Raw genomic sequence first — 13167 nt, 5'->3', positions numbered from 1 at the left:
GGATTAGACGGCCTCATTCAAGGCGCAAATGGCGTAGGTGTGGGGCCTTGATGTCATAGGGAAAACCCTTAGGAGGGCGGTTTGGGTCAGTGAAATCGGGCCTTTCATAGACTTTGATGGTGTTTGAGAGATTGCCATCGCGGGCAAGCCCGCTCCCACAGGTTTCTCGGGTGTACACAAAATCGGCGTTCACTAAGGTCCTGTGGGAGCGAGCCTGCTCGCGAACGGCTTCTACAACCAATGCCAGAACCGGCTCCAGAACCCGCGATTGAGGTCTTCCTTGCACCCGGCATACTGCTGCGCATACAGATCCGAACGGTTCTGCACCTTGCGCGCGGTCGGCGGTAGCCAGGCTTTGCTCGCGTAGGTCTTGTTACGGAAGCCGCCCCAGCCTTCGTGGTAGTTCAGGTACTGGTTATAGGCGTCGTATTTGTACACGCCGTTGATCGAGGTGGTCTTGTCCATGTACCAGCCGACGAAGTCGATGGCGTCGTCGAAGTCTTCGCGATCGGCCCAGTTGCGGCCGGTGCTTTTCTGGTAGTCGGCCCAGACTTCATCCTTGGCCTGCGCATAACCGGAAGCGGTTGAGACGCGGCCCCAAGGAATCACCCAGAGCAGGTATTTGCGCGGCGTCTTGGCGTCGTAGCGGTAGCCGGATTCCTGATACATGATCGCGAACGGCACCTGGATCGGCACGCCCCAGCGTTTCTGCGTGACTTGCGCAGCGTCGTACCAATCGCTTTTCTCGCGGAAGATTGCGCAGATGTCTTCCGGGGAGCGGGGCGGCGAGGTGCCGCAACCGCTCAGCAGGGTGGCCAGGGTCAGGAGGGCGAGGATGTGCCTGTGATTCAAGAGCTGTTTTCCGTCGTGCGCAAAAAGGCCGACAGTCTACGCGCTCAGCTCAATTGATGACGATAGGGCAGATCCGGACCGGTTTTGCTGCAGGTCAGTGCGGCGGCTTGTACGGCGAACCTGAGCATGCCGTCGATTTGCTCTCGACTGAGCTGCTGCACGCCTTCTACCGAGTCCAGCGAATGCTCCGTCAGCCAGGTGATCAGCGCGGCCTGGAAGGTATCGCCAGCGCCAACGGTGTCGGCAATTTTCACCGGATTCGCCGGTACCGACCACGAGCCATGGGTGCGACTGAACACCGTTGCGCCGTCGCCACCGCGTGTCAGGAATACGATCTGGCAGCGATGCTCGAGCCAGCTTTCAATAACATGCTGCGGATCCTGCTCGGGATAGAGCAGGCTCAGATCCTCGTCGCTGACTTTGATCAGATCGGCCAGGCGCACCAGCGTGGCGATGCGCTCGCGCCATAGCTCGATGTTCGGCTCGGGATTGAGGCGCACGTTGGGGTCGAGGCTGATCAGGCGTTTGCCGCTTTCGCGTTGGACCAGTTTCAGCAACGTGTCGCCAATCGGCTGCACCACCAGCGAAAACGAGCCGATGTGCAGGCCGCGCACCTCGTCGCCAAGTGTCGGCAGATGCGCCTCGCTCAGTTGCCGGTCGGCACAGCCTTCGCCACGGAAGCTGTAGTGCGGTGAACCATTGGCGCCTACCGCGACCATCGCCAGGGTGGTCGGCGCGGCGAAATCCACCAGATAGTCCGGGCGCACGCCTTCGTCCTGCAGCACTTGCTGCAAACGTCGGCCGAGGTAGTCGGTGGACAGCCCACCGAAGAGCGCCGAGTCCACGCCCAAGCGGCGCAGTCCGACGGCGACGTTGAACGGCGAGCCGCCGGCAATTGCCTTGAAATTGACTTTCGAGGCCAGACCGCTGGCGTCGTTTTCGCTGAAAAAATCAAACAGGGCTTCGCCACACACCAGGTACATAGTTGTTTGCTCGTTATAGGGTTGCGACATGCTGTTGATAGCGTTCGTAGGCCTGCTGGAACGCCGCGACATTGGCGGCGATCGGCAGGGTTTCACTGCGCGCGTCGAGTTTGACGCAGCGTTCGCACAGATCGGCCAGGGACACATCATCGCCGTTCGAGCGCGACGCGCACCACGCTGCCTGAATCGCCGCGCCCAGTGCGGCGGCTTCGCTTTGTTCTGTGCAGATCACCGGGGCGTTCATGATGTCGGCGACGATCTGCCGCCACACCGCGCTCTTCGAGCCGCCGCCGATCAGGCAGATGCGCAGGCTTTGTAAACCATTCTGGCGGAGCAAATCCAGCCCGTAGCGCAAACCGAAGGTGGTGCCTTCGACGGCCGCGCGGCACAGATTGGCCTGGGTCAGATTGTCCATCGTCAGCCCGTGCAGGCTGCCGGTGGCGTGGGGCAGGGCGGGCACGCGTTCGCCGTTGAGGAACGGCAACATGCTCACGCCTTCGGCGCCGATCGGCGACTGCGCGACCAGTTCGTTGAAGGTCGGCAGATCGAGCCTGAACAGTTCGCGAATCGCACCGGTGGCGTTGGTCAAATTCATGGTGCAGATCAGCGGCAGCCAGCCGCCGCTGGAGGAACAGAACGTGGCAACCGAGGCGTCGGCGCTGACGTTCGGTGCGTCGGAGAACGCGTAGACCGTGCCGGACGAACCGAGGCTCATGGTGATCGCGCCGGGCTGAATATTGCCGGTACCAATGGCGCCCATCATGTTGTCGCCACCGCCGCTCGAGACCACCGCGTTGGGGTTGATGCCGAGTTGCTCGGCGATTGCCGGGAGGAGGGTGCCGACGGCGGCGTGCGCGTCGATCAGCTCCGGCAGCGCGGCTTGCAAACGGCCGCTGGCGTCGATGTCGCGCAGGATCTGCACATCCCATTGCCGCGTGCGCACGTCGAAGTAGCCGGTGCCGGAGGCGTCGCCGTATTCGCTGCAGGCGCGGCCAGTGAGCCAGTAATTGAGGTAGTCGTGGGGCAACAGAATGCGTGCAATGCGTGAGAACACGTCGGGATGCTGCTCTTTGGTCCAGAGCAGTTTCGACACCGTGTAGCCCGGCGCAATGACCACGCCGAGGCGTTCCAGCGAACCTTGCTCGCCGCCCAGTTGCGCGAGCAAGCGCTCGTTTTCCGGCGTGGTTTCGGTGTCGCACCAGAGCTTGGCCCGGCGCAGCACTGCGCCTTGCTCATCGAGCAGCACCAGGCCGTGTTGCTGGCCGGAGACGCCAACGCCGAGGATCGCTTGGCCGTCGACGTTTGCCGCTTGCAAGGCCTGGCGGGTGGCGCTGACGAATGCATCGAGCCATTGCTGAACGTCTTGTTCGCGGCGGCCGTTGGCGCCGCTGATCATCGTGTGCGGCGCCGCGCCCAGACCGAGCACCTGACCGCTGTCGGCGTCGAGGATGATCGCTTTGGTGCCTTGGGTGCCGCAGTCGATACCCAGGAAGAGCTTTGTTGTTGTCATGTATGGGCCTGTCAGATTGCGCTGAAGATCAAGAGCTACCCCCTCACCCCAGCCCTCTCCCCCACGGGGGCGAGGGGGAAAGGGAGCAGATTTTCATGCCTTTCACACTCTGTATTCGACTCGGAATTTCAGGTCGATGAATAACGGAAGAACCACGCGGTCGGTTCCCTCTCCCTCCGGGAGAGGGCTAGGGTGAGGGGCTTTTCAGCCGAGCACCCGTTCCAGAGTCCCCGAAACCCCAACCTCGCGCAAACTCTGGCAGCACCACTCGAATGCCGCAACAAACTCCGCCGACTTCGGTATCGCCGTGCCGAAAATCTCCTCCACGCCCAACAGGCGCTCGGTGATCAACTCATCGTCCGCCACCAATCCCTGGCAGAAAGCCGCTCGCGGATCCGGAATCGAATACGTATCGCCATTCTCATCCACGCCCTTCAAATACAGCCCCCACGCCGCCACGACCAGCGCTGCACGTTTGGTCTCGCGGCCATCGGCGATCAGCCGATTGATCGTCGGGACGGTGAACTTGGGAAACTTCGATGAGCCATCCGAACACACGCGCTCCAACTGATCGGCAATCGCCTGATTGGAAAACCGCGCGACCAGCGTGTCCTTGTATTCGCTCAGATCAATGCCCGGTACCGGGGCCAGCTGCGGCGTGACATCCTGATCCATATAAGCGCGCATGTAACGCACGAACAGCGGATCGTTCATGGTCTCGTGGACGAAGCGATAACCCTTGAGGAAACCCAGATAGGTGAGCGCCAGGTGACTGCCGTTGAGCAGTTTGATTTTCATCTCTTCGTACGGTGATACGTCGTCGGTGAACTGCACGCCGACCTTTTCCCATGCCGGGCGGCCGCTGACGAATTTGTCCTCCAGCACCCACTGCACAAACGGCTCGCAGACCACCGGCCAGGCATCGTCGACGCCGTGTTTGTCGGCCAGTTGCAGGCGATGCGCGGTGCTGGTCATCGGTGTGATGCGATCGACCATGGCGTTGGGGAAACTGACGTTCTGGTCGATCCAGTCGCGCAGATCCGGATCACGCAGGGCGGCGAAAGCCAGCAGCGCCTTGCGCGCGACGGCGCCGTTGTGCGGCAGGTTATCGCAGGACATCACAGTGAACGCCGGAACACCCGCCGCGCGGCGTTTGGCCAACGCTGCGCAGAGGAAACCGAACACGGTGCCCGGTGCTTCGGGATGGGCGAGGTCGTGTTGAATCTGCGGCAGATGCGCCATGAACTCGCCGTTGCTGTCGTCGATGCAGTAGCCGCCCTCGGTGATGGTCAGCGAGACGATGCGGATCTGTGGTTCGGCGAGTTTGTCGATCAGCGTCTGGGCGTCATCTTCGGCCAGCAGCATGTCGCGGATCGCGCCAATGACGCGCACTTCGGTGTCATCGCTGTCGCCCAGTTCAAACAGGGTGAACAGGTAATCCTGCTCGCGCAGATCATCGCGAGCACGGCGATCTTCCGGGCGCAGGCCGACGCCACAGATTGCCCAGTCCAGCGCTTCGCCAGTGTTCATCAAGGCATCGGTGTAATACGCCTGATGCGCACGATGGAAACCACCGACGCCGATGTGGGCGATGCCCTGACGCGTGTCAGCGAGGTCGTAGCCTGGCAGTTGCACCTGGGCGGCGAGGCGATTGAGGTTCTGTTGGTTGAGTTTCATCGGATAGTCTCGAAATCAGGCCGCAGCACGCAGCGGACGGGTCAGCGCCACACCTTCGGCATCGAACAGATGGCAGTGAGTCGGGTCCAGGCGCAGGCTCAATTGCTCGCCGTAACGGCTGGCCAGATCGCCGCGCACGCGCATGGTCAGGGCTTCGTCGGCGCTGGTGGTGACGTGGCAGAAGGTGTCGCTGCCAAGGCGTTCGCTGACGTCGGCAGTGACTTGCAACGTGCAGTCGCCGGGTTGCGCCAGCTCAAGATGTTCGGGGCGAATGCCCAACGTGACAGCGCTGCCGACACTGAGGCTGGCGGCGTTGAACGGCAGGGTGATGCGCGTGCCGGCGTCCAGCGAAACTTCGCAGCTGGCGCCGTCGATGCGGGCAATCTTGCCTTTGAGGAAACCCATTTTCGGCGTACCGAGGAAGCCTGCGACAAATAGATTGGCCGGGTTGTGATAGAGGTCCAGCGGCGAGCCGACCTGCTCGATCCTGCCGCCATTGAGCACCACGACTTTGTCGGCCATGGTCATCGCTTCGACCTGATCGTGGGTCACATAAATCATCGTCGCTTGCAGGTCTTTATGCAGGCGCAGCAGTTCCAGCCGCATCTGCACGCGCAACGCCGCGTCGAGGTTGGACAGCGGCTCATCGAAGAGGAAAATCTTCGGGTTGCGCACGATGGCGCGGCCGATCGCCACGCGCTGACGCTGACCGCCGGACAGCTGTTTCGGTTTGCGCTCGAGCATCGGCCCGAGTTCAAGAATACGTGCCGCTTCGCCAACCTTGCGCTCGACCTCGGCTTTCGGCACGCCGGCCAGATCGAGGGCGAACGACATGTTCTTTTTCACGGTCATGTGCGGGTACAGCGCGTAGGTCTGGAACACCATCGCCAGATCGCGCTTGGCCGGGCTGACTTCGGTGATATCGCGGCCATCAAGTTCGATAGTGCCGCCGCTGACCTCTTCCAGACCGGCGATCAAGCGCAGCAGGGTGGATTTGCCGCAGCCCGAGGGGCCGACGAAGACCACGAATTCCTTGTCGTTCACTTCAAGGTCGATGCCCTTGATGATGGAAAAGCCTTCGAAGCCTTTTTGCAGATTCTTGATTTTCAGGTTGGCCATGAGATGGGCCTCCGCAATTTATTATTGGGTTAAACCAGATCGGCTTTTCTGTGGGAGCGAGCCTGCTCGCGAAGGGGCCGTGTCAGTCGACATCAGGGTTGAATGACACTCCGCTTTCGCGAGCAGGCTCGCTCCCACAGGGGATAGGGTTGGATTCGGGATGTTCATTTCACGGCGCCGAACGAGAGACCGCGCACCAGTTGCTTCTGGCTGATCCAGCCAAAGATCAGAATCGGCGCACAGGCCAGGGTCGATACGGCCGACAACTTGGCCCAGAACAGCCCTTCGGGACTTGAATACGAGGCGATCAGCGCGGTCAGCGGTGCGGCATTCGATGAGGTCAGGTTCAGCGACCAGAACGCCTCGTTCCAGCACAGGATCAGCGACAGCAGCACGGTCGAGGCGAGGCCGCCCTTGGCGATTGGCAGCAGCACGCGGACCATCTCCTGCCACAGCGTCGCACCATCGAGGCGGGCGGCTTCGAGGATGTCCTTGGGGATGTCCTTGAAGTAGGTGTAAACCATCCAGACCACGATCGGCAGGTTGATCAGCGTATAGATCACGATCAGCGCGATGCGCGTGTCGAGCAGGCCGAAACTCTTGGCCAGCAGGTAGATCGGCATCAGCACGCCCACCGGCGGCAGCATTTTGGTCGAGAGCATCCACAGCAGCGTGCCTTTGGTGCGCTGGGTTTCGTAGAACGCCATCGAGTAGGCCGCCGGCACCGCGATCAACAGGCACAGGGCGGTGGCGCTGAAGGAGATCACCACCGAGTTCCAGGCGAAGCTGAAGTAATCGCTGCGCTCGTTGATGTGCAGGTAGTTCTCCAGCGTTGGCGTGAAGATGAACTGCGGCGGCGTGGCGAAAGCGTCGATTTCGCTCTTGAAACTGGTCATCACCATCCAGAAGATCGGGAAGAAAATCACGATCGCGATGGCCCAGGCCAGCGTGCCGAGCAGCAGGCTTTGCAGGCGGCGGGATTGTTGGAGGGTCATGGCAGGCCTCACGCTTTGTCAGTCAGGTTTTTGCCGATCATTCGCACCAGAATGATCGCGGCGATGTTGGCGATGACCACGGCAATCAAGCCGCCCGCCGAGGCCATGCCGACGTCGAACTGCACCAGCGCCTGGTTGTAGATCAGGTAGGCGAGGTTGGTCGAGGCGTAGCCGGGGCCACCGTTGGTGGTGGTGAAGATTTCGGCGAACACCGAGAGCAGGAAGATTGTTTCGATCATCACCACCACAGCAATCGGCCGCGCCAGATGCGGCAGGGTCAAGTGCCAGAAAATCGCGATCGGGCCGGCACCATCCAGGCGCGCGGCTTCTTTCTGTTCCTGATCCAGTGACTGCATGGCGGTCATCAGAATCAGGATCGCGAAGGGCAGCCATTGCCACGAAACAATGATGATGATCGACAGCAGCGGGTAGTGCGCCAGCCAGTCCACCGGTTGCGCACCGAACAGCTTCCAGATGTAGGCGAGGATCCCCGAGACCGGGTGGAAAATCAGGTTTTTCCAGATCAACGCGCCGACGGTGGGCATGATGAAAAACGGCGAGATCAGCATCACCCGCACCAGGCCGCGCCCAAGGAATTCGCTGGCCTCGAGCAACGCGCTGATCAGCACGCCGAAGACCACGCTGATCAGCAGCACACTGCCAACGAGCAACAACGTATTGGTCGCGCCGGGCATGAAACCCGAATCAGTGAGGAAATAGGTGAAGTTCTCCAGCCCGACGAATTCGTTTTCGCCGGGATAGAGCAAGTTGTAGCGGATCATCGAAAAGTACAGGGTCATGCCCAGCGGCACGATCATCCACAGCAGCAACAGCGCCACCGAAGGACTGACCAGAAACCAGCCGGGATTGCGCACCCGCAGCTTGCGCTGCGGTGGCGACAGGTCGATGTGGGCTTTGGCAGTTGAAGTATTCATGGCATTCACAACCGAGTCATACAGACCTATGGAGATCCCCATGTGGGAGCGAGCCTGCTCGCGAAAGCGCTGGGTCAGTGTCATGTGTGTTGGCTGACACGACGCCTTCGCGAGCAGGCTCGCTCCCACAAGAGGCAGGAGCAAGGCATTCAGCGGTTACTTGGGATAACCCGCGCGCTTCATCTCGCGTTCCGTGGTCTGCTGCGCCGCCGCCAGCGCCTGATCCACCGTGGTCTGGCCGATCAGCGCTGCCGAGAACAGCTTGCCGACCTGGGTGCCGACTGCCTGGAATTCAGGAATGGTCACCAGTTGAATGCCGATGTACGGCACCGGTTTCAGCGTCGGTTTGCTCGGGTCAGCGGCTTTCAGCGATTCCAGCGTCACTTTGGCAAACGGCGCGGCGTTCATGTACGCGTCGCTGTAGGTCGAAGCGCGGGTGCCCGGCGGCACGTTGGCGATGCCATCGGTCTTGGCAACCAGTTCGCCGTACTCTTTGGACGTGGCCCAGGCGCTGAAGGTTTTTGCTGCGTCCTTGGCCTTGGAGCTGGTCGGAATCGCCAGCGCCCACGAATACAGCCACGCCGAGCCTTTATCCGTGACTTGATGCGGAGCGAAGGTGAAACCGACGTGATCGGCGACCTTGCTCTGGGTCTTGTCGGTGACGAACGAACCAGCGACGCTGGCGTCGACCCAGATCGCGCATTTGCCGCTGTTGAACAGGGCGAGGTTTTCATTGAAACCGTTGCTGGATGCGCCCGGCGGGCCGGATTTCTTCATGGTGTTGACGTAGAAATTCAGCGCGTTTTTCCACTCCGGGCCGCTGAATTCCGGTTTCCATTGCTCATCGAACCAGCGCGCGCCATAAGCATTGGCGACCGTGGTGACCAGCGCCATGTTCTCGCCCCAACCAGCCTTGCCGCGCAAGCAGATACCGTACTGCTCTTTGTCTTTGTGGGTGAGCTTTTCGGCAAACCCGGCGATCTCTTCCCAGGTCGGCCGCTCCGGCATGGTCAGCCCGGCTTCCTTGAACAGGTCGGTGCGGTAATAGGTGATCGAACTCTCCGCGTAAAACGGCAGCGCATACAGCGAACCCTTCACCGACAGGCCTTCGCGCACCGACGGAAAGACATCGTCGAGGGCGTAACTGGCCGGCAGGTCCTTCATCGGCTCCAGCCAACCCTTGCCGCCCCAGAGTGCGGCTTCGTACATGCCGATGGTCAACACGTCGAACTGGCCGCCCTGAGTGGCGATGTCGGTGGTCAGGCGCTGACGCAGGACGTTTTCTTCCAGCACCACCCAATTGAGCTTGATGTCCGGATGCTCGCTCTCGAAGGTTTTCGAGAGTTTCTGCATGCGGATCATGTCGCTGTTGTTGACGGTGGCGATGGTCAGGGTCTGGGCGCCAAGGCTGACGCTGCTGAGGGTCATGCAGGTGAGAGCGAGCAGAGCTTTTGCAGTGGGTTGCATCGTGCACTCCTTTTCTGACACCCGACGGGGCAGAAGGACAGTTATTGTTTTTGTGTCTTCCGAATGCAGGAAGAATCTGCGCTGATTACAGCCTTCCACGGCGGAGCTGACAAATCATCCCTAGCACTTTTGTCGATACTTTTTTGCACTGGGGTTTGAGCGGGTGAACGCAGGGAAGGGGTTTTGCGCGAGGGGGCGTTAGCGAATGCGTACAGATTTCGCCAGCCGGGGCACGGTTTTTTTTGGGAGCGAGCCTGCTCGCGAAGATGGTGTGTCAGCCACAGGATTTTTCAATGACAGACCGCTTTCGCGAGCAGGCTCGCTCCCACAGGTGGCGTGTCGTCAGAGATGGTTCTGTTCTGTCAGCCGTTGCACCGCCAGCCGTCGATAGTGCGACGGCGTCATGCCCTTGAGTTGCTGGAAGCGTCGATTGAAGTTGGAAATATTGTTGAAGCCCGACTCGAAGCACACCTCGGTCACCGGTTTGTCACCATCGGCCAGCAGCTCACAGGATTTGCTGATGCGCAGGCGATTGACGAATTCGATGAAGTTGCGCCCGGTGGCCTGCTTGAATACCCGGCTGAAATAGGTCGGTGTCATACCCAGGTGTTCGGCCACTTCTTCCAGTGAGATGTCCCGCGCGTAGTGGCTGAAGATGTAGTCGACCGCGCGGTTGGTGCGGTCGATGTTGTGTTCGTCGGCCAGTTGCGGCGTGGTGGCGCCGGACAACAACTGGAAGTCATCACTGGCCGCGAGCAATTCCATCAGGATGAAAAAGTGCCCGAGGCGAGTGATGCCGGTGCTGTCGGCGATCCGCTGCATCAGTGTCATGGCCTGACGGATCGTGCGCTTGCAACGAAATTCGATGCCGTACTGCGCACGCTCAAGCAGTGGCGCCAGGGATTTCAGCTCAGCGAACACCTGGTGCCCGCTCTCGAACAATTCGTCGGTGAAGTTGACCAGCATGTCGCGCTTCTCCACCACTTCATCCTCGGCGACCTGGCTGATCCAGTTGTGCGGCAGGTTGGGACCGGTCAAAAACAAAGTCTCTGGATAGAAGTTGCCGATGTAATCGCCGATGAACACCTTGCCGGAGCTGGCCACGATCAGGTGCAGCTCGTACTCCTTGTGGAAATGCCAGCGCACCAGCGGGCAGGGGAAGCCGTGCTGGCGGTAGATGATGGACAAACCGTTATGGTCGTCCATCAACTCGTAGGAAGGGTCGGTCACGCGAGCGGTTCGGGTCATGACGGGGCACTTTTTTATTATCGCTGCGCGATCATGCCTCGTTTTTTGCCATTTGTGCCACTTCCGACCGGCCGTCCGTGGTGACCGCTCAACTGAGCTTGTCGCGCGCCTTTTGCAGGTTGGCCATTTGGCAGAAACGCACGATGTTGGAATTTTTGATGAAGTCGAAATTGATAATGTTGCACTTGCGCGCCCAATCGGATTTTTCCGGGTCGAACCACTCGTCAAGACTGTCGAGGATTCGCTGCGGCCCGCCGAGTGTGTAACTGGTTGCCGACAGCGACCATGGGCGAAGCGTACTGACAGGTGTGCTCAGTACGTTGTCTATATAGCCATAAAGATCCGAGGTGCTGACCTGTGATTTGCCGATCCACTTGTGATTGATTGGTCTGTAGAAACGAAAGTCTTCGCTTTCCCAGGTCATCGGCGCGGCCACCATAATGCGTTGCAATGGATTGATGGCTTTGAGTTGGCCAATTGTCAGATGCAGATTGTCGGTGGGAATGATCCGTTCCCCAAGGTGTTCCAGCAAAGCTGTTTTGAATTCCTCATGGTTGAATGGATCTGTAGCGCTGGAAAGTTCATGAAAGTCCAGAATGATAAACTCATTCGGGCTTCTTTCATAAAACCCCTTAACGTCCCTGATCAGGTCTTCAAGCGTTCGCGAAGAGTTGAATCCATTGTGGTGGAAACGGAATCTCGCCAGTTGTTTCGCCTTGCTGTTGTATACAAGGCGAACATCAAGTGCGCGAGCGCCGCGATTCAACTGCGAATAAAAGGAAACGTCCTGGCAGGCAAGCCAGTTTTTCCCGGGAATAAGGGCGTAAGACGCTTCCCAGTCACAACCGGCGTTATGCGCGCCGGGCAGGGTCATTTCAAATAACGAAAGATTATCGATTTGTGGTGAATAAGCCATCCATTGATGGGTTGGTATATCGTCGAAGTTTTCCATGTTGCACATCCTGCGAAGTGGTTAGTAAGTTGCGCGCAGGATGTTTATAAGCATGTTCGTGTTATTGCGAAAGTTGGCTTTTAATGCAAGTCATGTAATTGATGTAATCAGCGCTCTGTTGGACTCAGCTGGTTTTTGGCTTCGATCCATTGAGCCATGTATTGAGTGCTTTTGAGTGTGTGATGTCGCAACATGGCGCCGGTGAAGTTGTCGTTTCTAAGTTGTGCCAAGTGTTGTCGGCAATCATTTATCCGGTTGATCAGGCTCGGGCCATGTACGCTGCGCTGATAACGCTGCTGCAAAAGTGCCGAAGCCTGAATCTGCGCCTGCTGCCAGCGCGCCGGATTTTCGTACAGTTGCACCGCCTGTTCGGCAAAGGTGTTTGCGTCGAGGGCGACCGCTCCCGGCCACGGAGCTTCGCCGTGCATGGCTTCGGCGCCGATCGGTGTGGTCACACTCGGCGTGCCACAGAGCATGGCATCGAGCAGTTTGCCCTTGATTCCCGCGCCGAAGCGCAATGGCGCAAGGCAGACTCGTGCTGCCGACATCACTTCAAGTGCATCTTCGGCCCAGTCCATGATGTGAAAGCCTTGGGCCGGGTTGTGCAGTGCGGTGGCTTTGGGCGGTGTATAGGCGCCATAGATATGCAGTTGCGCGCGAGGCAAGCGCGCGCGGATCAGCGGCCAGAGGGTGGTCTTCATCCAGAGCACGGCATCCCAGTTCGGCGCGTGACGGAAGTTGCCAATGCTGAGGAAATGCTCCCGCTCTTCGAAACCTGGCGGGGCGGTGTCCGGAAGATCAATCATCAACGGACACCAATGCAGGATTTGCCGGGGCAGGCCGAATTGCTCCACCAGCAGGTCGATCTCGACTTCGGAAATCATCAGGTTCAAGTCGCAGCGATACAGCGCAGCGATTTCCCGTTTGGCCAGATCGGTGCCGGCCATCAGCTGGAATTCTTCGGGCAATGCCGGTGCAAACAGCCCGGTGAAATCAGTCTGCTCGTCGTTGCTTTTCAGCCGGTCCTTCAGGCGCTGATGACGCGCATGCCGCAGGCTTTGCAGGTCGGAAGTTTCCAGGAGGCGCAGGGCGTCCGGGCAGTGTTTCTCCACACGCCAGCCAAACTGTTCTTCCATCATGAACTGATCGAACAGCACGATATCTGGTGCCAACCCGCTGATGAACGTGTCGAAACTGCTGTTGTTGAGCTCGATCGATACTTCGCGAATGCCCAGCGCCGTCAGATCAGCCTTGTGTTCACCCGGGCCGGCCGGGCTGCTGAACGTGATGTCCCAGCCTTGATCGAGAAATGTCTCGAGGATCTGCATGACATGCCCGCTGGCCGCCGATGAGCGCGGTTCTGGCCAGACGTAGCCGATGACCAGAACTTTGGTGGTACGCGAATGGCTCACGACTGATCCTCTGACCC

11 protein-coding genes are annotated in these 13167 nt (G+C 59.6%); all 11 read right to left on the bottom strand.

Features of this window, described 5'->3' with window-relative positions; genetic code table 11:
* Positions 1-231: 231 nt before the first annotated feature.
* The 11 genes from PSH90_RS14560 to PSH90_RS14510 all read right to left on the bottom strand — a co-directional run bounded on the left by PSH90_RS14560 (position 232) and on the right by PSH90_RS14510 (position 13150).
* Positions 232-852 carry a hypothetical protein gene (locus PSH90_RS14560; protein WP_016774877.1) on the bottom strand — a complete coding sequence of 207 codons (621 nt, stop codon included), beginning with the start codon at positions 850-852 and terminating at the stop codon, positions 232-234.
* Between the two features lie 44 nt (positions 853-896).
* Positions 897-1835: a carbohydrate kinase gene (locus PSH90_RS14555; RefSeq protein ID WP_095180115.1), complete on the bottom strand. Its 939-nt coding sequence runs from the start codon at positions 1833-1835 to the stop codon at positions 897-899.
* Positions 1836-1848: 13 nt separating this feature from the next.
* Entirely contained in the window at positions 1849-3345 is a 1497-nt protein-coding gene (gene xylB, locus PSH90_RS14550) for a xylulokinase (RefSeq protein WP_305380867.1), read from the bottom strand.
* Between the two features lie 204 nt (positions 3346-3549).
* Positions 3550-5022: a mannitol dehydrogenase family protein gene (locus tag PSH90_RS14545; protein ID WP_305380865.1), complete on the bottom strand. Its 1473-nt coding sequence runs from the start codon at positions 5020-5022 to the stop codon at positions 3550-3552.
* A 15-nt stretch (positions 5023-5037) separates the two neighbouring features.
* A complete protein-coding gene (locus PSH90_RS14540) occupies positions 5038-6141 on the bottom strand; it encodes an ABC transporter ATP-binding protein (RefSeq protein WP_150740923.1) in 1104 nt (367 codons plus the stop codon).
* Between the two features lie 164 nt (positions 6142-6305).
* Complete coding sequence (locus PSH90_RS14535; RefSeq protein ID WP_016774872.1) at positions 6306-7136, bottom strand: carbohydrate ABC transporter permease; 831 nt, start codon at positions 7134-7136, stop codon at positions 6306-6308.
* Between the two features lie 8 nt (positions 7137-7144).
* Entirely contained in the window at positions 7145-8071 is a 927-nt protein-coding gene (locus PSH90_RS14530; protein WP_041480415.1) for a carbohydrate ABC transporter permease, read from the bottom strand.
* Positions 8072-8227: 156 nt separating this feature from the next.
* A complete protein-coding gene (locus PSH90_RS14525; RefSeq protein WP_236169056.1) occupies positions 8228-9538 on the bottom strand; it encodes a sugar ABC transporter substrate-binding protein in 1311 nt (436 codons plus the stop codon).
* A 342-nt stretch (positions 9539-9880) separates the two neighbouring features.
* A complete protein-coding gene (locus tag PSH90_RS14520; protein ID WP_056789758.1) occupies positions 9881-10786 on the bottom strand; it encodes an AraC family transcriptional regulator in 906 nt (301 codons plus the stop codon).
* A gap of 88 nt (positions 10787-10874) precedes the next feature.
* The gene (locus PSH90_RS14515; RefSeq protein WP_236169055.1) at positions 10875-11738 is read right to left on the bottom strand and encodes a phospholipase; all 864 of its coding nucleotides are present in this window, start codon (positions 11736-11738) and stop codon (positions 10875-10877) included.
* Positions 11739-11845: 107 nt separating this feature from the next.
* Complete coding sequence (locus PSH90_RS14510; RefSeq protein ID WP_305380863.1) at positions 11846-13150, bottom strand: glycosyltransferase; 1305 nt, start codon at positions 13148-13150, stop codon at positions 11846-11848.
* Positions 13151-13167: the final 17 nt, after the last annotated feature.

This window comes from Pseudomonas sp. FP1762 (assembly GCF_030687105.1).
Taxonomy (GTDB): domain Bacteria; phylum Pseudomonadota; class Gammaproteobacteria; order Pseudomonadales; family Pseudomonadaceae; genus Aquipseudomonas; species Aquipseudomonas siliginis.
This window is presented reverse-complemented; position numbering and strand designations above follow the sequence as displayed.